The sequence below is a fragment of the Arthrobacter sp. P4_F11 genome, assembly GCF_056401395.1.
The window spans coordinates 255826-276541 of the sequence record NZ_JBFUJK010000001.1; the positions used below are offsets into that span (position 1 = coordinate 255826).

General features: G+C 64.8%; 26 protein-coding genes. 14 read left to right on the forward strand and 12 right to left on the reverse strand.

Features of this window, described 5'->3' with window-relative positions; translation table 11 throughout:
- Window position 1: 1 nt before the first annotated feature.
- The 4 genes from AC1DRO_RS01200 to AC1DRO_RS01215 all read right to left on the reverse strand — a co-directional run bounded on the left by AC1DRO_RS01200 (window position 2) and on the right by AC1DRO_RS01215 (window position 2546).
- Entirely contained in the window at window positions 2-634 is a 633-nt protein-coding gene (locus AC1DRO_RS01200) for a CG0192-related protein (protein WP_476949493.1), read from the reverse strand.
- 226 nt (window positions 635-860) lie between these two features.
- On the reverse strand, window positions 861-1208 hold the full coding sequence (locus tag AC1DRO_RS01205; protein WP_216699117.1) for a DUF6510 family protein: 348 nt from the start codon (window positions 1206-1208) through the stop codon (window positions 861-863).
- Window positions 1205-1942, reverse strand: coding sequence for an FAD-binding oxidoreductase (locus AC1DRO_RS01210; protein ID WP_476949494.1), 738 nt, complete (start codon window positions 1940-1942; stop codon window positions 1205-1207). The genes AC1DRO_RS01205 and AC1DRO_RS01210 overlap by 4 nt, the downstream gene beginning before the upstream one ends.
- Window positions 1943-1952: 10 nt before the next feature.
- Window positions 1953-2546, reverse strand: coding sequence for a sulfite oxidase-like oxidoreductase (locus AC1DRO_RS01215; RefSeq protein ID WP_476949765.1), 594 nt, complete (start codon window positions 2544-2546; stop codon window positions 1953-1955).
- Window positions 2547-2745: 199 nt separating this feature from the next.
- Here AC1DRO_RS01215 and AC1DRO_RS01220 point away from each other — a divergent pair, with 199 nt between their 5' ends.
- The 5 genes from AC1DRO_RS01220 (at window position 2746) to AC1DRO_RS01240 (ending at window position 6088) form a co-directional block, all read left to right on the forward strand.
- The gene (locus AC1DRO_RS01220) at window positions 2746-4146 is read left to right on the forward strand and encodes an MFS transporter (protein ID WP_476949495.1); all 1401 of its coding nucleotides are present in this window, start codon (window positions 2746-2748) and stop codon (window positions 4144-4146) included.
- Window positions 4147-4269: 123 nt separating this feature from the next.
- The gene (locus tag AC1DRO_RS01225) at window positions 4270-4830 is read left to right on the forward strand and encodes a Chromate resistance protein ChrB (RefSeq protein ID WP_476949496.1); all 561 of its coding nucleotides are present in this window, start codon (window positions 4270-4272) and stop codon (window positions 4828-4830) included.
- A 5-nt stretch (window positions 4831-4835) separates the two neighbouring features.
- Window positions 4836-5300, forward strand: a complete 465-nt coding sequence (locus tag AC1DRO_RS01230) for a DUF1232 domain-containing protein (protein WP_243177468.1) — start codon at window positions 4836-4838, stop codon at window positions 5298-5300.
- Window positions 5290-5895, forward strand: coding sequence for a cation efflux transmembrane domain-containing protein (locus tag AC1DRO_RS01235; protein WP_476949497.1), 606 nt, complete (start codon window positions 5290-5292; stop codon window positions 5893-5895). The genes AC1DRO_RS01230 and AC1DRO_RS01235 overlap by 11 nt, the downstream gene beginning before the upstream one ends.
- A gap of 40 nt (window positions 5896-5935) precedes the next feature.
- A complete protein-coding gene (locus AC1DRO_RS01240) occupies window positions 5936-6088 on the forward strand; it encodes an LPXTG cell wall anchor domain-containing protein (protein ID WP_028276278.1) in 153 nt (50 codons plus the stop codon).
- Window positions 6089-6277: 189 nt separating this feature from the next.
- Here AC1DRO_RS01240 and AC1DRO_RS01245 read toward each other — a convergent pair whose 3' ends face one another.
- Window positions 6278-6913: a LysE family translocator gene (locus tag AC1DRO_RS01245; RefSeq protein WP_476949498.1), complete on the reverse strand. Its 636-nt coding sequence runs from the start codon at window positions 6911-6913 to the stop codon at window positions 6278-6280.
- 167 nt (window positions 6914-7080) lie between these two features.
- Window positions 7081-7899 carry an alpha/beta fold hydrolase gene (locus AC1DRO_RS01250; protein WP_476949499.1) on the reverse strand — a complete coding sequence of 273 codons (819 nt, stop codon included), beginning with the start codon at window positions 7897-7899 and terminating at the stop codon, window positions 7081-7083.
- Window positions 7900-7996: 97 nt separating this feature from the next.
- On the opposite strand from AC1DRO_RS01250, the gene AC1DRO_RS01255 reads away from it, so the two are divergent.
- Window positions 7997-9061, forward strand: coding sequence for a hypothetical protein (locus AC1DRO_RS01255; protein WP_476949500.1), 1065 nt, complete (start codon window positions 7997-7999; stop codon window positions 9059-9061).
- A 27-nt stretch (window positions 9062-9088) separates the two neighbouring features.
- Here AC1DRO_RS01255 and AC1DRO_RS01260 read toward each other — a convergent pair whose 3' ends face one another.
- The 6 genes from AC1DRO_RS01260 to AC1DRO_RS01285 all read right to left on the reverse strand — a co-directional run bounded on the left by AC1DRO_RS01260 (window position 9089) and on the right by AC1DRO_RS01285 (window position 13923).
- Window positions 9089-10102 (reverse strand): patatin-like phospholipase family protein, encoded by a 1014-nt coding sequence (locus tag AC1DRO_RS01260; protein WP_476949501.1) that lies wholly within the window; start codon window positions 10100-10102, stop codon window positions 9089-9091.
- A gap of 256 nt (window positions 10103-10358) precedes the next feature.
- Window positions 10359-10886 (reverse strand): DUF427 domain-containing protein, encoded by a 528-nt coding sequence (locus AC1DRO_RS01265; protein WP_476949502.1) that lies wholly within the window; start codon window positions 10884-10886, stop codon window positions 10359-10361.
- An 87-nt stretch (window positions 10887-10973) separates the two neighbouring features.
- Window positions 10974-11909 (reverse strand): polyphosphate kinase 2, encoded by a 936-nt coding sequence (ppk2, locus tag AC1DRO_RS01270; RefSeq protein ID WP_476949503.1) that lies wholly within the window; start codon window positions 11907-11909, stop codon window positions 10974-10976.
- Window positions 11910-12120: 211 nt separating this feature from the next.
- The gene (locus AC1DRO_RS01275) at window positions 12121-12888 is read right to left on the reverse strand and encodes an SDR family NAD(P)-dependent oxidoreductase (RefSeq protein ID WP_476949504.1); all 768 of its coding nucleotides are present in this window, start codon (window positions 12886-12888) and stop codon (window positions 12121-12123) included.
- 158 nt (window positions 12889-13046) lie between these two features.
- On the reverse strand, window positions 13047-13481 hold the full coding sequence (locus tag AC1DRO_RS01280; protein ID WP_476949505.1) for an SRPBCC family protein: 435 nt from the start codon (window positions 13479-13481) through the stop codon (window positions 13047-13049).
- Between the two features lie 79 nt (window positions 13482-13560).
- Window positions 13561-13923: an ArsR/SmtB family transcription factor gene (locus tag AC1DRO_RS01285; RefSeq protein WP_476949506.1), complete on the reverse strand. Its 363-nt coding sequence runs from the start codon at window positions 13921-13923 to the stop codon at window positions 13561-13563.
- 342 nt (window positions 13924-14265) lie between these two features.
- Here AC1DRO_RS01285 and AC1DRO_RS01290 point away from each other — a divergent pair, with 342 nt between their 5' ends.
- The 8 genes from AC1DRO_RS01290 (at window position 14266) to AC1DRO_RS01325 (ending at window position 20697) form a co-directional block, all read left to right on the forward strand.
- Window positions 14266-14730 carry a YegP family protein gene (locus AC1DRO_RS01290; RefSeq protein ID WP_476949507.1) on the forward strand — a complete coding sequence of 155 codons (465 nt, stop codon included), beginning with the start codon at window positions 14266-14268 and terminating at the stop codon, window positions 14728-14730.
- 52 nt (window positions 14731-14782) lie between these two features.
- On the forward strand, window positions 14783-15460 hold the full coding sequence (locus tag AC1DRO_RS01295) for a PAS and ANTAR domain-containing protein (RefSeq protein ID WP_476949508.1): 678 nt from the start codon (window positions 14783-14785) through the stop codon (window positions 15458-15460).
- A 168-nt stretch (window positions 15461-15628) separates the two neighbouring features.
- A complete protein-coding gene (locus AC1DRO_RS01300; RefSeq protein ID WP_476949509.1) occupies window positions 15629-16246 on the forward strand; it encodes a TetR/AcrR family transcriptional regulator in 618 nt (205 codons plus the stop codon).
- A gap of 402 nt (window positions 16247-16648) precedes the next feature.
- On the forward strand, window positions 16649-16753 hold the full coding sequence (locus tag AC1DRO_RS01305; protein ID WP_476949510.1) for a hypothetical protein: 105 nt from the start codon (window positions 16649-16651) through the stop codon (window positions 16751-16753).
- A gap of 228 nt (window positions 16754-16981) precedes the next feature.
- Window positions 16982-17620, forward strand: a complete 639-nt coding sequence (locus tag AC1DRO_RS01310) for a YciI family protein (RefSeq protein WP_476949511.1) — start codon at window positions 16982-16984, stop codon at window positions 17618-17620.
- 196 nt (window positions 17621-17816) lie between these two features.
- Window positions 17817-18872 (forward strand): ABC transporter substrate-binding protein, encoded by a 1056-nt coding sequence (locus AC1DRO_RS01315; RefSeq protein WP_476949512.1) that lies wholly within the window; start codon window positions 17817-17819, stop codon window positions 18870-18872.
- Window positions 18869-19807 carry an ABC transporter ATP-binding protein gene (locus tag AC1DRO_RS01320; protein WP_476949513.1) on the forward strand — a complete coding sequence of 313 codons (939 nt, stop codon included), beginning with the start codon at window positions 18869-18871 and terminating at the stop codon, window positions 19805-19807. Before AC1DRO_RS01315 ends, AC1DRO_RS01320 begins: the two co-directional genes overlap by 4 nt.
- Window positions 19807-20697, forward strand: a complete 891-nt coding sequence (locus AC1DRO_RS01325; RefSeq protein ID WP_028276294.1) for an ABC transporter permease — start codon at window positions 19807-19809, stop codon at window positions 20695-20697. Before AC1DRO_RS01320 ends, AC1DRO_RS01325 begins: the two co-directional genes overlap by 1 nt.
- The last annotated feature ends 19 nt before the right edge of the window (window positions 20698-20716 follow it).

Sequence of the window (20716 nt, forward strand, 5' to 3'; positions counted from 1 at the left end):
GTCAGGCATCACTGATGGCGGCGAGTTTGACGTTGTCCTTCTGACCTTCCCATGTGCCGGTCAGCGCGAGCGGGCCGGCCGGTTGCTCATCCAGGTCCAGCCGCCGGATAACAAGCAGGTGAAGGTCAGCAGTCTCGATGGCGGTGCCGGCGTCGGTGGCGCGCGGTGCCGCTGAAGAGACGTCAGGGACTGAATCGAGTTTCGGCCCGGTGCTTCGCACGAAGACCGTCTGGGCCAGGAGTTCCAGGTTTTCCCCTTTTTGGAGGTATTGCTCTGCCTGCGGCCGGCCCAGCATGATGCTCGCCGCCAGCGCTGCCACGTAGATTGGATCGGCGCAGGCATCGTAAACCCACCTCGGGCCGAGAACCGAGTGCTGCATGGTTCCGACCAACCAGGATTCCGCGCCGGCCAAGGGTTGGGCCCTGTACGTGAGTGGGACTTGAAAAGTGGAGTTACCCACCGACACGATGATGGTTTCTATGCCGACCTCGCCGGCGGGGTCGTCGAACCGGTAGGAGCCAACTTTGTGCAGCGCTGCCGTGCCGGGTTCCGTGAACCAGGGCTGGCGGGGCAGCCACTCTGCGAGAAGCTCAAGTTTCGTCGGCTGCAGTTCTGCCTGATGGATGATCGCCATGACGGTAAGCCTAACCGCGGCCCGGGCGACACGTTGATCAAATAACTAGGGGAAAGGTACTGACCACTGGTTGGCGATCGCCCGGCCGAGTGTCGTTGTTCCAGATCCACTGGCGCCCATGATGAACAAGCGGCAAGGGTTGAGGGTGTTCAGCATCGTCGCAGACTACCTCTTCACGCCTGCTGCGGTCTTGAGCACGGCGGGGTGCGGACAGCAGAGCAGCGCGTTAGGTCTCCCGGTCGATCTGGAGGTAGCTGAGTCCGCTGACATCGAGCCAGAATTTGGTCGGAGTCTCTACGAGTCGCAGCAGGACGCCCCCGCAGGAACTGCAGCGCACAACTATTCCCGGGGCATCGGCATAGACCGCCGCTTCGCCGAAGACCCTGACAGCGCCACAATTCTTGCACCGACCGATCGCTGCAATGATGTCGATGCGGAACAGTTCCCACAGGGGTCCTGCTGCCGCGTTCCCGTCAAGGTGAGGTATCGGATTGCCTGCGGTCCCGGCGATATCCTGGTCCTCGAGGCGCGGGTCCTCAGCACCAGGGGAAGCGGAGCCGTTGTTGCCAGTCACCGTGTTCCTCCCGTTCCGCCAAAGCGTTCGGTCTTGATCGAGGCGGCAGGATAGCCCGCCTGCACCATCCACTCTGTGACCGTTTCGACAAACATCGTCTGACCGCAGATGAAAATGTCGGGTGCCATGTCCGCCGGCAGGATGCTTGCCAACAGTGTTTCGGCGGTGAGTCGCTTCGGGGCCCTTGGCCAGCCCTCCGGAACTTTGCGTGTATAGACATAGTCGACCGTCAGCTTGGGAGATCCCTGGTTCAAGGTGAGCAGCTCCTCCCGATAGAACCCTGCCTCGGGCGATTTCAGCGAGTACAGCAACCGGAACTGTGAAGGATTCCCGGATGCCTCGTGGGCGCGGATCATGGACATGAGCGGGACAATGCCGGATCCCCCGGCGATCAGCTGAACCGGGTTGGGGGCGGTCGGAAGCCAGACGAACCAGCCGCCGACGGGCCCCCGGATCTCCAACTGGTCCCCGACCATCAGGTCTCTGACCAGATAGGGGGAGACCTCCCCGTTGGCCAGTTCGTCGACCGTGATCTCCAGGAGTTCGTCCATGCCGGCTGTGGCTACTGAGTAGGACCGCACTGCCGTGTATCCGTCGTCCGCCGTGAGCCGGATATCGATGTGCTGGCCGGCAAGGTTGCCGTTCAGCCCGTCCACGCGCAGGCCGATGGTTCTGGAGGATTCCGTTTCAGGGACGCCGCTGACGACGTCGGCGACGCGCCACAGGGTGCTCATCTGTCCGGCCTCATGAGTAGCGCTCCTCGCGCCAGGGGTCGCCGTAGATGTGGTACCCGTTCGATTCCCAGAAGCCGGGAACATCGTGCGGCATCAGCTCGATGCCATTGATCCACTTCGCACTCTTCCAAAAGTACAAGTGGGGTATCAGCAGGCGGGCGGGGCCACCGTGGGCCCGTTCCAGTGGTTCACCGTCGAATTGCCACGCCACCCATGCCTGGCCGTCCAGCAGGTCCTGCAACGGGACATTGGTCGTATAGCCGCCGTAGGAGTGAGCCGTAGTGAACTCGGACGTTGTTTCCACATCTGCGAACAAGGTGTCCAGGGACACCCCGCGCCACGAGGTGCCCAGCTTGGACCAGCTGGTCACGCAATGAATATCGGTCCGGATGTCGACCTGCGGTAGTGCCAAGAGCTCATCCCAGGACCAGGCGTGGCGCTGCCCAGTCTCCGTTGTAATGAAGAATTCCCAGTCAGCCCGGGCGATATAAGGTGCAGGGCCCGCCGTCAGTACGGGAAAGCTTGGCGTCTCGTATTGACCGGGTGGTAACGCTGGATTGCCGGTGCGCCGTTTTCCATGAAAACCAGACGAGATGATTCCCATCATGTACCTCCGATGCGGAGCTCCGCCGGTCGAATGTAATCGGTGCCCCAACGATAGGGCAACGGCGGGACAGAGACCAGACATAAAAATATACTCCGGCGAGGGGCTGTACGTCCTTCCATATGTGAGTCCGGCAACCGCCGGGGCGGGTGTAGCTTGAAGGATGGGTTCCCTACCGTCGGCGCGTACGCAGAGGCTCGTGCTGTGGATCGCGATTCTCGCGTCCTTTGTGTCGTTTCTCGACGGCAGCGTCATCAACGTAGCGCTGCCGGCCATTTCCCGTGAACTGGGCGGCGGACTGACAACGCAGCAATGGGTTGTCGATGCCTACCTGATCACCCTGGGGTCACTGATCCTGGTCGCCGGTTCGCTCTCTGACTTGCTGGGCCGGGTTGTCGTTCTCCGGGCAGGCCTGATCGGGTTCGGCGCGACATCAGTGATGTGTGCGCTGGCACCCACAGCGGACTGGCTGGTCCTGGCCAGGGCGCTTCAAGGCGTGGCGGGCGCCTTGCTGGTGCCCAGCTCCCTGGCTCTGATCACATCAAACTTCGACGAAGCGCCCCGGGCGAAGGCAATCGGCCAGTGGACTGCTGGTACAACCGTGGCTTTCATCGCGGGACCCCTGCTTGGTGGAGTGCTCGTTGATTCGGTGGGCTGGCGTTGGATCTTCGGAATCAACGTCCTGCCCATTGCCGTGACCTTGTACTTGCTAGCCGTGCTGCGGGCCAAGGATGTTCGCGAGGAGGGCGTGCGGATCGACTACCCGGGCGCCGTGCTCTGTGTGCTCGGGTTGGCGGGGCCGGTCTACGCGCTGATCGAACAAGGCAACTACGGCTGGGGGAGCCCACCCATTCTGATGCCCCTCGTCCTCGGCATCCTGTGCCTCGCCGGGTTCATTTGGCGGGAAAAGACCGCGAAGCACCCGCTCCTGCCGCTCAGCCTCTTCGCCGTCCGAAACTTTGCCGTCGGCAACGTGGCTACGGCCTTCGTCTACGCCGCGCTGTCGATCGGCGGGTTCATCATCGTGCTTTTCCTGCAGCAGGTTGCCGGTTTTCCGGCGACGTCGGCCGCTCTGGCGTTGCTTCCCGTCAGCCTCGTCAACATCCTCCTGGCGTCATGGTTTGGCTCACTGGCCGGGCGGTTCGGCCCGCGGTGGTTCATGGCATTCGGACCTGTTCTCGCCGGAGTTGGCTACCTGCTGATGCTCGCGTCGGAAATCCCGGTCAACTACTGGACCCAGCTGATGCCCGGGATCCTCCTGTTCGCAGTCGGGCTCTCGGCGACAGTCGCACCGCTCACCGCCGCCATTCTCGGTTCGATCTCGGAACAGCAGGCCGGCATCGGCTCGGCAGCGAATAACGCCGTCAGCAGGGTTGCCGGTCTGATCGGCATCTCGCTGGTCGGCCTCGTCATGGGCGGCAAACTTGATCTCGACGGATTTCACCGGGTGGTGACCGTGGCGGCGGTGCTGCTCATCCTCGGGGGCATGGTTTCCGCCATCGGTATCCAGAACCCACGCGAGCGGCCTGCAGTCCGGGCAAGGCAGAAAGTCCCATCCCAAAGCACCCGGAGCTACCGTATTTTCAGACCGGGCAGATAGGGCTAAGGGATTCCATCGGACCGACCGAACCTCCCGGCCGAGGTCCTCGGGTTCTGTGCCCTCCCGAGCAGGGAGGATGTAACAGCTGTTACTTACCTTGCTGTAGCAGTATATGATTGATGCATGGATTGGTTGGTTCTTGTTGTCCGGTTGACTGGTGAGACCTCACGGACGAGGGTCGGTGTGTGGCGGGAGCTCCGGAGGATCGGTGCTGCGCCAGTGGCCTCGGGGGTATGGACCGTTCCAGACACGCCGTTCTTCTCGGAGGCCGTTCCTAGGGTCGTGGAGCTGGCCGGCCGCGGAACCGGCAGTGTCCTCGTCCTGCCAACGCCGGGTAGCGGCGATGCGGGAGTGGAAGGCCTGCGCTCGGCATTCAAGGAGCTCAGGTTGGATGAGTGGAAGGAATTCACCGGCGATTGCGGGGCGTTCGAGGACGAAATCGCCAAGGAAACCCGAAACGCCAAGTTCACTCTGGCGGAGCTGGAAGAGGAAGAGCAGAGCCTGGACCGCCTGCGGCGCTGGTACCGTGATCTGAAAAGCCGTGACGTTCTGGAACTGCCGGAAGCGCAGGCCGCCGACGAGCGACTGCGCGAGTGTTCCGCTGTATTCGACGAGTACGCCGAGAAGGTCTACGCGACTCTGCATGCCCCGTCAGGCCATGGCCTACCTGAGGCCGGGGAGTAGGGGCCGTGCAGTGGTGGCACGCGGCGCTGGGGATCCTGGCCGGGCTGGTAGCTGTCTACGCGGTTCTTCTGCTGGGATTGTGGGTCTATGCGAGGTCCCATCCGGAGACGGTGGGTATGCGGGAAGCGTTGCGGTTGCTGCCGGATGTGTTGCGCGTGCTGAGGCGTTTGGCGGCCGACCCGGCGGTATCCCGCGGCGCCCGGATCAAGCTGTTCCTTTTGTTGGGATATCTGCTCTTGCCGCTGGATCTTGTCCCGGACTTCCTCCCGCTGATTGGCTATGCCGATGACGTGATCGTCATGGCCTTGGTTCTTCGTTCCGTGATCCGCTCCGCAGGCCCGGAGTCTTTGCGGCGGCATTGGCCGGGCACCCCGGCCGGGCTTGCCGTCATCGAACGGCTGGCCGGCCTGCCGGCACCCATCGCCGGAAACGCCGGGGGCGCCGGGAAAGAGGGCACGGATGCTGCCTGAAATCCTGAAGCGCCCAGAGACCGCGCGCCTGAGACGTCGCGGGTTCATCCTTGAGGGCATCACGCTGGGCTGGAACGTCGTCGGAGTGGCAGTTCTTGCCGTCGCTTCCATCACGGCCGGATCGGTGGCGCTGGCCGGCTTCGGCCTGGACAGCCTGATCGAGATCGGTGCCAGCACCGTGGTGATCTGGGAACTCGCCGGGGCCGGGGAACGGCGTCAACGGTTCGCGTTGAGGCTGATCGCCGGGGCGTTCGTTGCCCTGGCTCTCTATCTGCTCGTCCAGTCCGGACTCGCCTTGGCAGCAGGGCACCACGCACGGCCGAGCCCCACCGGAATTATCTGGACGGCTGTCACGGCAGTGGTCATGTTCGCCCTCTCAGCCGGAAAGGCCCGCACGGGCAAGGCGCTGGGCAATCCCGTTCTCATAGCAGAGGGCAAGGTGACGTTTATCGACGGTCTTCTGGCAGCCGCCGTGCTGGCCGGCATCTTGCTGGACACCTTTGCCGGTTGGTGGTGGGCCGACCCCGTGACCGGTATGGTCATCGTCTACTACGCGGTCCGCGAAGCCGTGGCCATCTTCCGCCACGATCACTGATCGTTCGGAAACAGCCACCTGGGTGGCTTAGGCTTTCCGTATGGGACTAATAATCACACTACTTATTATTTGGCTTATTCTTTCGATCCTGGGCTTCGCCGTGAAGGGCCTGCTCTGGTTGGCCATCATCGGCCTGGTGCTCCTGGTGGCTACGGCTGTATGGGGCTGGGTGAAGCGAAAGGCCAAGGCCTGATGCAACCCCGATCTTCATTCGGCGGCGGTCGGTCCTCTTCAGGACCGGCCGCCGTTTTCGTGAAATTCGCGGAGTCAATGTGCCAACTGAAGGTCCAGAGGAGGGAGACGGATAACCAGCTCGGCTCTTGAGTGGGTTGGCTTTCTGCCGGATAGGGAGTGCACCTGTCCGTCGAGGTCCGGCGCGCCGCTACGAGCTGGTGCTGGATGCCAGTACGCCCAGGCCGAGCGCGGCGATCATGCCGCTGCTGCCGCGTTCGAGCCAACTGCTGACCCGGGGGCGCTGCAGCCAGGCCATTGCCTTCGCTGCCGCGACGGCTACAGCCGCCAGGTAGAGGAATCCAATGGCGCTCTCGATGGCACCGAGCACCATGGCGGTGTCCAGGGTGTTGCCGCCGTGTGGAATGAACTGCGGCACGACGGCGAGGTAGAACAGGCCGACCTTGGGGTTGAGCAGTGTGGAGAACGCGCCGGCACCGAAGCCGGTCCTTCGGCTGTAGCTCCGCCGGGGAGCGTGCCCGGCCGCCGGGGAGGCAGTTGTGCGGCGCGCCCGGATCAGCGACGAGATTCCCAGATACAGCAAGTACAACCCGCCTGCGATCTTCAGCCAACGGAACACTTCCGCCGAGTCCTCCAGCACGGCGGCGAGCCCCACTCCCACCAGCGCGGCCCAGACCAGGGATGCCAGAGCTGAGCCCAGCGCCGCCGCCAGGCCGGCCCCGGCACTTTGCAGCGAGATCCTCAGCACCAGGAAGGTATCCGGGCCGGGGGTGACGGAAAGCAGCAGGCACAGCCCGGCAAAGGCCAGGAGGGTCACGACGGTCATGGGCACCATTGTCCTTTCGCTGGCAGCCCGACTGCAATCCGTCGCGATGGTTTGCTGCTTGCCGGGCATTGCATGACGCCGGTTGGGCGCCGCGGACGGATCGTCTTGCCTTTGTTCGGCGGAGCCATGACACAGGGATTCCGTCCGCGTGCGGGCGCCACTACCCACTAGGTTTTGTCGTCTGATGCCTCGCGCACGCGCATGAGCCAGTCGGCGACAAGGGCTCGCACGACGTTGGGTTGCTCATGGATCAAGGCGTGGCCGGCGCGGTCGAGGACGGCCAACGTAGCGCGTGGGTAGTGCAGGATCAGCTCCGAGGGTCCTGTGTGCCCGGCGGTGGCATCCTGTCGCCCGGCAACGACCAACACCGGATGAGGATAGGCTTTCGCGGCTTCCGGCCGATCCCGCAATTCCCAGTGCGAAAAGATCCGCATCAGGCTCGACTCGTCAGCCAGGGACGTTGCGGGAGCCACATACTCCTGGAACCGGCGCAGCGTTTCAGGCGTCTGCACAACGAAGTAGCTGCGGTAAGTGGCCTCGAGATCCGAGTCGAGTGCACCGGTCAGATCGACCGACGAAACGAGGACCTCGTGCTGAGGCACGTCGCGCGTCTGCGGGCCAACAGGGCAGATCAGCGCCAGCCCGACGGCCTGATCAGGTCGCAGATTCGCAATCGCACGGGCCAGGTAGCCGCCGTAGGACTGACCCACGATGAGAAACGGTTCATCACCAATAGTGCTGGCGATCAGGCCGAGCAGAATGTCCACGACGTCGTCATTGCTCGTGATCGTCTCGGGCGCCGGGGTCCGGCCCATCCCGGGCAGGTCCGGATACAGGCGCCGGTAGCCAGGCACGTCGTCGAAAATCGGTTCAAGGGCACTGGCGATCTCGCGATGATCCACACCGGCGCCGTGGAGAGCGAGAACCGGCGTGCCGCTGCCGAACTCGGCGTAATGCACAGGCACTCCGCTAACCGTGGTGTCCATCCCGCTATGGTAGAACGCGTCGCGGCGATACCCGCCATCATCGACGGCACCCGGGACCGCTCCGGGTAAAGCTGCGCTCCGGTGGGAGGATGATTTGATGACGCCAAGTGTGGACGTATTTCTGCGGGGGCCCCGAGGGCGCCGTCTGTGCCTCGAACTGGCGATGCAGCTGGATCCGGAGGTCAAAACGGCGGTCTTCTGGTTGGGATACGAACTTGATGGTGGACCGGGGACCTCGCGGGTCCTGCTGAGCGCTGCTGCCTCCCGGGAGGCAGCGACGCCGGCCTTTGCCGCGTCACCAGAACAGCTGGCTGCCAGGCTCGCCTCCCTGGACTTCACCGAACTTGACAGCGACCTGGTGCAGGCGGCCCTCGAGCGGTCAGTGGACACGGCAAGGTACTGGCAGGCACCCGATGGAGAGGACGTGCTCGCGGATCTCCCGAGTGTGACGGCGGCCCTGTCGCCCGTCGCGGAACAGGTCATGGCGCTGCCCGACAGCCAGTGGTTCTGGCAGCCTCGCCGGGCGGAGCAGTGGGCCATCGACTTGCGATCGACAAACGGCCAGGCACCGCTGCCGAAGAATCCGCGACAAACACTGGCTGGGTGGGGCCGAGACGAACGAGCCGGGGAACTGCGGGCCGCGCGCGAACGCCCGGGCGACCCTCGCGCCAACTGGTCAGGAACTTGGTGGTCGATCCCGCACGGGCTGCTCCACACCGTTGGGCAGGTCCCGGCCGCACTGAGCCTCGTGGAAGATTCCCTGGGGTGGGAGCAGGCGACCACGGTTCCGGTTCGGGGAGCGGGCCGGACTCTTGAGATCGGCACAGCAGAAGACTGGATAACGCTGTGCCGCAGGTTCCCAGTAGAGGTCACTGCATCCCGGCGACACGACTGGTTCCGCCTGACCGGACGCGACGGCCGATGGGTCATCCCGGATTGGGAACAAGTGGCAGGGGAGTGGGACGCCGCGCACCTCTCCGTCCTGGGTTACCTCAACGGCGCGACGCGCCCACTACAGGTCGACGCCGAAACGGCGACGGTCATCGCCGGATGGGCCCCGGACAGCACGATCTGGCTGACAGATGTCGCGCACGAAACGGGCGGCCCGCGGCAGGCATGGCACCGCGCCTCGCACGGAGACCCCTGGACTCTCGCGCCGTAACAGTCGAATGCCGAGTGGTTTCAGCCATCACCGCCAGATTTCGGCGACCAGTTCCGCGAGGGCTCTGCCCTGGCTGTAACCAGCTCGAGCCGCAGGCGGACGCAGGGACAGATCCATCGCGTTGGCGCCGAACATGTGCTCGGCGGCGCTATCCGGGAAGACTGTTTGGACCCTGCTGCCCCCGGCGCGCAGTTCGTCGATTTGGGCGGCGAGATCCATGCCCCACTCGAGCGGCATCCGCGTCCTGCCGCCGAAGGGTGACAGCACCAGCACCCGCCCGTATCCAGCGGCCAGGTCCGCGTTCTCACTGCGTCGATAGCCGCCGTTGATGTACCGGCTCCCGCCGATGCGGTAGCCGTTGCTGGTGCTGGCGGCGACGGCGTCCACCAGATCGATTCCGCTGTGGCGGTCGAACACGACCGGGTCCCCGGTATCCGCATCAACAGCCGTGATCAGCACGGGCTGTTGCGGCCAGTGCCGGCTGGGAAGCCGGGCCGCGACGATGTCGCGCCAGCGCAGCTGGGCAGAGCCGTCGGAAGCTTCCATCTTGAGTGCCGCGGCGCCCATCCTGCGGCGCATGTCGGAGGCATCCGCAGCAGAACCAATGATTCCGTTGGACCACTCCAGGTAGGTTTGTCCCGAGAAATTCGCAGCGCGACCCCTGTCCGGTCCGGAGCGGCCGGCTTGTGGCCGAGGCACTTCGGCTTGGATGGCGGCATACAGTTCGGCCGGCCGTGTCCCGCTGGTGATCTGGGCAGCCACTGTCGATCCTGCCGATGTCCCGATGATGAGATCGGCCTCGGTGACATCGATGCCGGCCTCGGACAGGCCGGCGATGAGACCGAGCTCCCACGCATTGCCTGCCGCTCCGGCGCCGGCGAGCACCAAGGCCCGCTTGTGTGAGTTGCCGCTCTGTCGTGCGGCGTCGGCCTGTTGGCCGCAAACGGGCCAATTTCCGGGCTGTGGTGTCCGCGTCACTGCAATGGCGCCGGAAGTGGTCGTCGAACGGATGCGCGGAGTTGAAGAGGGTGTTGTTTTCATGGGAGTCGCCTTTCGCGAATTTGCCTTGCGGCACTCCCGGAGACGACTACTTCAGTCGCGCGACCGTGGACTTCGGGGGAGCGCCCATTACGGATACTGCGTTCATGGGTCCCACCTCCTGAAGATTGATCACGATCACCGGAAAGCTATCACGCCGGCAAGGCGGGGCACAACGGGCATCAAGCCGCCAGAGCGGGCACCGGCTGAGTCGCCACACGCACAGTCAGCAAGTCTTGCCGGCGTAAGCGCGAAGTGCTCACCACCCGGCCGTGCCCGGGCCGCCCTTGAAAGGACCGACGATCTGCGTGGTGATCCAACCGCCGTAGAAGTCACCTTCCTGGAAGGTCACCTGCTCGCCGTTGACTTGGCAGGAGTCCATGTGAGCCGGGTAGAGGGCCACTCGGGTGCTGAGCGCCCCGAAACCCCGGGTGGGTTCGGGGTAGGTCCACCCGCCACGGGGAACGACGACGCCGCCGGCAACGACGTCGAAGTAGTGCGCTTCTCCCTTGAACTCGCAGAAGCTGATGCCCCCGACCGGGATGAGTACACCGGCAGGGAATGAGTCCAACGGCAAGTAGTAGACAGGCGGGTGACTTGTCTCCAGGACGCGCACTGCATCGGTGGTGTCGGCAATCACCTGCCCGCCAAGCCGCACGGTAACCCGTTCGGATCGGGGCTCGACCCTCGGCGGCCGCGGGTAGTCCCACACCGATTCTTGACCCGCCTTGGGTTTGATGGGCTGGGGACGCCGGAAAAGGCCGGAAGAACCGTGTGCAGGAGTCATGTCCCCATGTTGCCATCTTCTGCTGGGATCCCACCGTGAGCGCGACGCATCCGTGCGATCGCGCATACGCCGACCGCGAGCCGGCCGCTAGTCGCCGGCGGCTTCGCGGCCGCGGCGCACGATCAGCCGGTCGGGGCTGTGGACCACGGATGTGTCCTTGTCCTCGTAGTCGAACTGGTTGAGGAAGTAGCGCATGGCGTTGATCCGACCCCGCTTCTTGTCATTGAACTTGATGGTGATCCACGGCGCATGGTCCGTGTCGGTCCGCAGGAACGTCTCCTCCTTGGCGGCCGTGTACTCCTCCCACCGGTCCAGGGAGGCGAGATCGATGGGCGAGAGTTTCCAGCGCCGCACCGGGTCGATCTGCCGGATCGCAAAACGGGTGCGCTGCTCGTGGCGCGTCACCGAGAACCAGAACTTGGTCAGGTGGATCCCGGAGTCCACCAGCATCCGCTCGAAGAGCGGGGCCTGAACCATAAAGGTGTCGAACTCCTGCTCCGTGCAGAAGCCCATGACCCGCTCCACATTTGCACGGTTGTACCAGGAGCGGTCGAACATCACGATCTCCCCGGCCGTGGGCAGGTGCTGGATGTAGCGCTGGAAATACCACTGGCCCAGTTCACGGTCAGAGGGTTTACTCAATGCCACTGCCCGGGCCGAGCGGGGATTCAGGTGCTCAGTGAACCGCTTGATAGTTCCGCCCTTGCCGGCCGCATCCCGGCCCTCGAAGACGATCACGTGCCGGAGGTCCTGGTCCTGGCCCCAGTACTGGAACTTCAGCAGTTCAACCTGCAGCCGGTATTTCTCCAGCTCGTACTCTTCGCGGGACATCCGTTGCTCGTAGGGGTAGTCTTCCCGCCACGTCTGCACGGCCGAGCCGCCCGGGTGAATCAGTTCCGGATCTTCGCCTTGCCCCCCACGCACCGTGTACCCCATCTCCACCAGATGGTCGATGGCCTCACGCAGGTTTTCCCGGAGCCAGCCCTGATCCTCGGGTGTCCACGCCCTGTCCGCCGGCGTCATCCCGGCCTCCTTCCGGCCCCCTCGAACCAGCTGCCGGACTTCCAGATGCCGGCGGTGTTCGATGCTCAACTGCGTTCATAGAATGCGACCAGCCTAAGCCGACAAGTGGAGCTCACGATAGGGACGGGCTGGGGGATACTTTGCGTCACCTGACCCGCCGGCCGGGACTACCTACCCGTGGGTGCCGGTGGGGCCGGTTCGATGCTTCGCTTCAGAAGAGCGTGATGCCGGTGAGTTCGGCGAGTTTGTCGGTGAGCTTGTCCTGGAAATCAGCGTCGGTGACCTCCGGAGCCGGCTTCCGCAGCCGGCGGTGATGCCAGTACATTCCGGAGACCTGGACGGCGGGGTCAGGGCTGACGGCGAGCCAGCCCTGGGTGTCCTGGCCCATGGCGAGGTCGTCGGGGGCGCCGGCGCCGCCCATCTTGGTGGGCACCCAGCCGGGGTCAACGGAGTTGCTGAGCACGTCGGTCCACTGCCGGGCGACGGCAGCGGAGAGCGCGGAAACGTAGAGCTTGCTCTCGGAGTAGGCCGCGCTGGAGTCCCAGCGCCGTCGGGTCCAATCGATGTCCTGGAGGTTGCTGCTGGCCGCGCGGTGCATCCCGCTGCTGAGGTAGATCAGCCGGTGCGGCCGCTCGATCAGCGCGGTGAGAATGTAGGGCGCCAGAACGTTGACGGCCAGGGTGCGGGAGTTTCCCTCCGGGGTCGCGACTCGCCCCGGCGAGAGGTAGACGCCTGCGTTATGGATGACGGCGTCCATCCGCCCGTAAGCGTTCACCTGCGCCGCCAGTTCCCGGGTTTCGGAGGCCCTGCTGAGGTCACCGATCACGATGCCGATGGCAAGCGGCGCGAGTTCATCGAGGGAGGCGGCGCGTTCCCTGGAGCGGGCGTGCAGCAGGACCTCGTCGCCGCCGTTCAGGAGCGTCCGGGCGGTGGCGAGGCCAAGTCCGTCGGTGGAGCCGGTGATGAAAATGCGAGCCATGACGATGGTCCTTTCTTCACCGTTACCTTCCAGAAGCCGCGCATCATTCTGGTTTGATGCGCCCTGGTGGAACATCAGGGGGAGGTGTTCGTGCTTGCCACTTGATGGCTTCAGCTACGGACGGGTCACACTCAAGAATGAACGCCCTGCGCCTTCATCTAGGCGGATTCGAGAACGTTTTTGAGATTGGTCAACTGAGCGACCTCGGCATTCATGGTGCGGACAAGCACCGGGCCCACGAGCTTCATGAGTCCCTTGGGCTCCAGGTCCAGGCTGAAACGAACAGTCGTTCCGCCCGGCGCTTCACTGAGCCGGTACGCACCGGCCGGACGGGCCGGACCGGCCACCACCTGGAAGCCCAGGAGCTTTCCGGGGTCCGCCGCGGTGATTTCGTAGTCCCCGACGATCGGCCGGCCCCCGGGGCCCGAGAGAGTCTGGCTGTACACGGCACCGAGGTCCCCGGGTGTTCCACTCTTCAGTGTTATGTCCTGAACCCCGGAGCGCCATGCGCGGTTATTCAGCCCATCCGCGAGGAACGCATAGACGTCCTCCGGAGATCGGTTGATGGTGGTCTCGTTCTCGGCGTGAGCCATTGCTACTCCTACAGGTTTTAGTCCGGACGCGTCCAGGCCGGTCGATCGATGTTGTCCATAGTCCGTCGTGCGCCGGTATTTAGCGGATTGCTTCTTCAGGCTCTTCAGCCATGGGGCTCAGGATCATCCGGGTGGTGACCAGGAGAGATCCGAGCAGGGATCGGGCGGCCGCGAGCAGGACATTAACCTCAGGGCTGGCCAGTTCATAGAACAACCTGCCCTCGCGCCGTGAGGGGACAATCAGGCGCTGGCGGCGGAGAATGCTCAAATGTTGGGAGAGGTTCGACGGCTCAAGGCCCGTGTTGTCGCGCAGCCGGCTTACGGCAACTGGTCCGTCGGCGAGCATTTCCAGCAACTGGATTCGGGCAGGGTGGCCCATGGCCTTGAACAGTTCTGCCTTCACATCGGTCTGGACCGGACTTGCAGGAAGATCATCCGGCATCGGGGCCTCCCTCCTTCACATTCAACTATTCTGAACCGCGCGTCTGTGCAGACCCCGGCGACAGGAAAACTAGCACAAGCAAGACAGAAAAGTCTGTCTTGCACACCCATGATTTGGTCAGCCCGCTTACATATCGTAGCGCCGGACCGCTGCAGTGTCGTCGCCGCCGCCGGACAGGGTGGTACCTCTTGCGCAGGTGAGTTGCATAGTTCAGACTTTCATGAATTCATCAATTCGATTCGGCCGGTACAAGTGACTGGCATCGTTCGGGTGGAATCAGGCTGTTCCCGGTGACAACGGCGTCGCCGGGAACCTTCGGGTCCCGGCTTCCAGGAGGGTTCTATGACAGGCATGTTCGAACTGTTCACCGATTCCGAAACGTCCTACCGATTTCGACTTACGGCCCCGGACGGGACCGTCATGGCCCTCTCCAGGCCCTTTCCAGACCTGCCGGCGGCGGTGGCCGGGATCGCAGCAGTACGGGAGTATGCCGGTATGGGGCTGGTCTCGGAAATTTCGGCACCGCGGGATGACGCGCTGCTCCAGTCCGTGGCCGAGGGCATTCCCGTGGACCCCAGCGCGCAGAGGCGCGGAGTTCACGAGGCGCAGGTGAAGGGCCAGCGCGCCCGGGCGAGACCGGCCCGTGGCGGGGCGCCCAGGTCTCCTGAAGGGCCGCCGCGCCTCCGCATCCCGTCCGCAGCGCGCTTCTTGGGCCGACTCGCAGGGACCCGGAACCAGCGGCTGATCGTGCGGTGGCGGCAGGCACTGGAGACGCGGACTGCGCAGGTTGGGCTCAGCTCGTGCTGACCGTGTCCCGGGGCAGGGCGCCCGCCGGCGGGCCGGGCAGGCAGGCCAGGCCATGACGGAGTTGAAGGCGTTGCAGGCCTATTCCAGCGCGCTGGCCCCCGAGGACTGCCTCGCCGGGACCTTTCGCTACGATGTGGCCTCGGGGGAGCTGCAGTGGTCCGAGCAGATTTACCAGATCCACGGCTATCACCGCGGCGAGGTGGTGCCCACTGTGGGTGTTCTTATGCAGCACGTGCATCCTGACGACCGGAAGCAGTGCAGGGAAATCTTTGAGGATGTGTGCCGTGGCGGAGGTTTTTTCGCCAATTATCACCGTCTATTCGACGCGCGCCGGCGTGAACGCCGCGTCCTGACGGCGGGGGAGGGAGTGCTGGACAGTGACGGGAAGCTGTTGTTCGTCGACGGGTTCATCCTGGACCTCACCAGGACAGTTCAACTTGAAACGGACCGGTCCGCCCGCGAGGCCGTCGCCGGAGCCATCGGCACCCGAGGCCTTATCGAACAGGCCAAGGGCATCCTGATGGGAATACTCCATATCGGTTCGGACGACGCCTTCGATCGGCTTTCCGCCTACAGCCAGCACCACAACATCAAGTTGTCCCACACGGCTTCGGCCATCGTCCGGCTGGCCAACAGCACGCACGAATCCGCGACCCTCCGCAGCTTCGTCCACGCATTGGACGGTCGTTTCTCACAACGCCGCGATGGCGACCGGGTTCTGCATCCCTAGCTGGGGGTAAGGCGCCGGGCGGGCCCTCGGCCGGCCCACCGGCGTCGTGCCGGCGGCGTGCCAGCGTCGTGTTAGCCGAAAGCGCCGGGGTGAATCCGGCGGAGACTGATAGCACACTCCGAGGCAGACCGGTCTGTTCGCCTCGGTCCGGTGTAAAATTTTTTCATCATGACTGTCAACGACGCCGAGGGTCCTATGCTGCTGCCCGCCACAGCCATGGCCGGACGCGACGAGCCGGTGGACCGTATCCTCGCCACTGCTTACGAGTTATTCTCCCGCCGCGGCATCCGCGACGTAGGGGTCAATGAGCTGATCAGCAATTCAGGGGTATCCAAGGCAACCTTCTACCGGCACTTTCCGTCCAAGGACGCCCTGGTGCTGGCCTTCCTGGAACTCCGCGACCAGGTGTGGACCGTGGACCTGATCGTGGCCGAGGCCAGCCGGCGGGGCAACACCCCCGAGGAGAAGCTGCTCGCCGTCTTTGACGTGTTCGGTGACTGGTTCCAGCGCGAGGATTTCGAGGCGTGCTCATTTATCAATGTGCTGCTGGAAATGGGCGCCGGGCACCCGCTGGGCAAGGCGAGCATCGATTACCTCAGCCGCATCCGTGGGCACATCCAGGCACTGGCCGAGGAAGCCGGGCTGGACCGCCCCGAGGAATTTGCCCGGTCCTGGCACATCCTGATGAAAGGCTCCATCATTTCGGCCACCGAAGGGGACGCGCTCGCCTCCAAGCGCGCCCAGCAGATGGCGCGATGGCTCATCGAGCACCACCGGGGCCTTTAGCCGCTGCACCCGGGGATTCCCCGTCCCGGTTACCGGCAACTCTTTAACCCGGTACGCGCCATAGCGCCCTGACAAACCACTCCGATAACAGGCCGGCCTGGTGGCTGCCCGCAAAGAGGGCCGGAACAGGTACTACCGACTCGACTCAGGGGGCATGGGCCGGCTGCGTGACCTTGTCGAACAGTTCTGGACCTACGAACTGGACCTGCTGGCATCAGATGCGTCCGCATTGGCCGCCCAACGCCACCGGCCTCCGCAACATCACACGATCAATTCCGATACTTCGCCTCAAGACAAGGGACCACTCTCATAACGTTCGATAAGACCATTCACCTGCCCGTCGGCGCCGACGAGGCCTTTGCGCTCATCACCGAGCCGGAACGGCTGCGCCGCTGGCAAACGGTGGCTGCCCGGGTTGTCCTTCGGATTGGCGGCGACTACCGCTGGACCGTCACTCCCGGCCACCACGCCGCCGGCACATTCCAGGAGATCGAGCCACTACCTTGACCGCCTGATCGCCGAGACCTCCTCCCCGGACGGCGCCGGTCCGGACGCATGGTCGGCTGCCCCGGACCCGATCGACCACCTCGGCTCCGCCGAGGCTTCGCCGCTGTCCAGCCGGTCGCGGAGACTGCGAGCAACCTGGAGCGCCTGATCGCATTCACCGGCCGGCCCGTCGCCGTCTGAAGTTTTCCAACCTAAGCCCGTCCAGACCGCTAGGAAAGCAGGAGCAACATGACCAAGTTCGTCTTCATCTACCACGCCCCGATGACCCCCGCCGAGGCCGCGCCGCCCGCGCCGGAGGACATGGCAGCCGCCATGGAACAGTGGAACAACTGGGCCGCCAAGGTCGGCAACGGCCTGATCGACTTTGGAACGCCCCTGGCCAACGGTGTCCGCGTTTCCGCCGGTGGAGCCACTGCGCCGAGCCAGCGTGACGTCGCCGGATACAGCATCATCGAAGCCGACAGCCTTGATGCGGCCGTGGAACTGGCCAAGGTGCATCCGCACCTGAACATGCCGGCGGCTGCGAAATCGAGGTTCACGAGGCGCAGCAGATCCCCGGAATGTAAGCAGCGGCTCGGCCCGATGCTCAAGGCGTGTTCGCCGCAGCTTCACAGCAGCGGCGGACACGCCTTTGTTCGTCCTGCTGTTGCTCGTCCTGTTGTGCGCCTGGTCGTACTGGGCCCTGACCGCCGGTACCGCGCCTGGCCCGCAACATTCGGCCACATCTGCAGGAATCTTTCGCCCCCTGCACGACAGTGGCGCGGCGACGGCCCTTTCACACGCCGTCGCCGGGCGTCACCAAAACTTCACAGTGCCGGTCCGGTGGGGCGCGGGTGTGTCCCAGGATGGGCGCAAATGACCGCGTGAGTCTTGCCCTGTTACGGACTGCTTCCCGCTGCGTCCGATCGGGTACCGGGGGTGCGTCCATGGCTGTTTTCGTCGCCGGATTACGCGCGGTTTCCTCGGGTGTCGAGGCACCTGCGGAACGGATTCGACTCTGCTCTGATGGTGGGCACGGTCCGGTAGCCCCGGGCCGCACCATCGAATCCAGAAAGAATCCGCTATGAAAAACCGACACTTACCCGCAGGACTTTTCTCCACCTTGGGCGTTGCTGCCGCCGTGGCGGTCTCGCTGGTGGTCTCCGGTTGCGGCGGCCCTGCGAGCGCCCAGTCCCCTGCCGGAAATACCCCCGGGGCACCCGAAGTGACCGAACTCCGCTACGAGGGCTCGGCCAACAACGTGAGCCTGCCGGAGCTGGCCGAGGACCTCGGCTACCTCGGCGACGTCAAGCTGAACTGGGTGGGCAACACCACCAGCGGGCCGGCGAGCATCCAATCAGCCGCGACAGGAGCCACCGACTTCGGCGGCGCCTTCTCCGGCGCCGTGGTCAAGCTCATCGAAGCCGGCGCGCCGGTCACTGCGGTGATCAACTACTACGGCGAGGACGAGAAGACGTTCAACGGCTTCTACGTCACCCAGGACAGCCCGATCCGGACGCCGCGGGATCTGATCGGCAAGAAAGTCGCCGTCAACACCCTGGGCGCCCATGCGGACGCCGTGATCAACAGCTACCTGAAGAAGAACGGACTGTCGCAGGAGGAAATCCGGCAGGTACAGCTCGTCGTCGTTCCGCCCAACGACACCGAGGAGGCCATCCGCCGCGGCCAGGTCGACGTCGGGGCGCTCGGCGGAGTGCTGCAGGACAACGCTGTCGCCACGGGCGGCCTGCGGTCCCTGTTCAGCGACTTCGAACTCTTTGGAACCTTCGCCGGCGGCCAGTACGTCCTGCGCAAGGACTTCATCGAGAAAAACCCGGAAACCACGAAGATCTTCACCACCGGTGTGGCCAAGGCCATCGAATGGGAACGCACCACCCCCCGCGACGAGGTGATCGCGCGGTTTACGAACATCATCAACAAACGTCAGCGCTCCGAAAGCACCGCGGCGTTGAAGTACTGGAAGAGCGTCGGAGTCCCGTCCAAGGGGGCCATCAGCGACCAGGACTTCACCCGCTGGTCAGCATGGCTGAACGACACCGGCATCGTCAGCGGCGGGATCACCCCGTCCAAGTACTACACCAACGATTTCAACGGACTGCTGAACGGGGCGGCATCATGACCCGCGGTGCCGGACCGACGCCGAAAATCAGCCTCCGCAACGTCGGGAAACAGTTCACCGTCCGGCCCAGCAAGGACCAGCCCGAGGGCTCCACCCTGACGGCGCTGGAGGGCATCACCCTGGACGTCGCCGCGGGCGAGTTCATTACTCTGGTCGGGCCGAGCGGCTCCGGCAAAACCACCCTCCTGGACCTCCTCGCCGGGCTCACCCGGCCGGACGCCGGCCAGGTGCTCGTGGACGGCAAGGAGGTGACCGGGCCCGGCCGCGACCGTGCAGTCGTCTTCCAGCAGTACGCCCTTTTCCCATGGCGCACCGCGGCCGCCAACGTCGCCTTCGGCCTCGAAGGAACCGGCAGCGACGGGCGCCGCCTGAGCCGGAGGGACCGTGCCGACACGGCCCGCCACTACCTTGAGCTCGTCGGCCTCTCCGGTTTCGAGGACCGGTATCCCCATGAGCTTTCCGGCGGCATGAAGCAGCGGGTTGCCATCGCCCGGAGCCTCGCGTACGAGCCGGACGTCCTGCTCATGGATGAACCGTTCGCAGCGCTGGATGCCCAGACCCGGGAACAGCTCCAGGAGGAACTCCTGCGCATCTGGCGCTCCACGGGCAAGACCATCATCTTCATCACCCACGGCATCGACGAGGCTGTGTACCTGGGCCAGCGGGTCGCCGTGCTCAGCTCCCGACCCGGCCGGCTCAAGCAGATTGTCGACATTGACCTGGGGGAGCGGAGCGGCGACCGGGACGTCCGCTCCGACGCCGTCTTCATCGAACACCGCCACAAAGTCTGGTCGCTGCTGCACGACGAGGTCCGGAAAGCCCAGGAAGCCGGGCATGCCAAGATCCGGCCCGACGGGTCCGCGCCCGACGAGGCACCGCAGCTCAGCAAGAGACAGCCCAGCAAGGGACAGCTCAGCAAGGGAAGGGCCGCCTGATGACCGCCCCAACACTGACCAAAGACCTGACTGCACCCGCTACAGCCGCTACCGGGCGGCCCCCACAGCCCGCCGCAACCCGACGCCTTCCCGCTGTGGCCCGTTCCGGAGCCCGCAGGGCCGGGCGCGGGATCTGGGCCTCGGGCGCTATTGTGCTGTTCCTCCTGCTCTGGGAACTGGGCCCAACCTACCTCGCCACGGCCTCGACCAGGGTCTTCCTCCCGCCGCTGCACGAGGTCCTGCGGGCACTGGGATCACTCATCGCCAAGGGCCAACTGCAGAACCATCTGGCAGCCAGCCTGACCCGCTCCGCCAGCGGCTTCGGCATCGCCGTCGTCTTCGCCGTCGCCCTTGGCCTGCTGGTCGCCTGGTACCGGTCCCTTGACCGGTTCCTCAACCCACTGCTGGAGGTCTTCCGGAACACCGCGGCGCTGGCGCTGCTCCCGGTCTTCACCCTCCTGCTGGGGATCGGGGAGACCTCCAAAATCAGCATCGTGGCTTACGCCGCGTTCTTCCCCGTGCTGCTGAACACCATCGCCGGCGTCAGGACTGTCGACCCGCTGCTCGTCCGGGCCGCCCGCTCGCTGGGACTCTCCAACTTCCGGCTGTTCCTGAAGGTCATCCTTCCCTCGGCGGTGCCGACCATTTTCACCGGAATCCGGATGGCCGGAACGTCCTCGATCCTGGTACTCATTGCGGCGGAGATGGTCGGTGCCAAGGCGGGCCTCGGGTACCTGATCGTCAACGCCCAGTCCAGTTTCCTGATCCCGGACATGTATGCCGGAATCCTCACCGTCTCGCTGCTCGGCCTGCTGGTCAACTACCTGCTGGTCGCCGTCGAACGGCACTTCTCCCGGTGGCGGACCGCCGTCGGATCCCAGTCGAACTAACCCCCGCAGACCAAAGGAG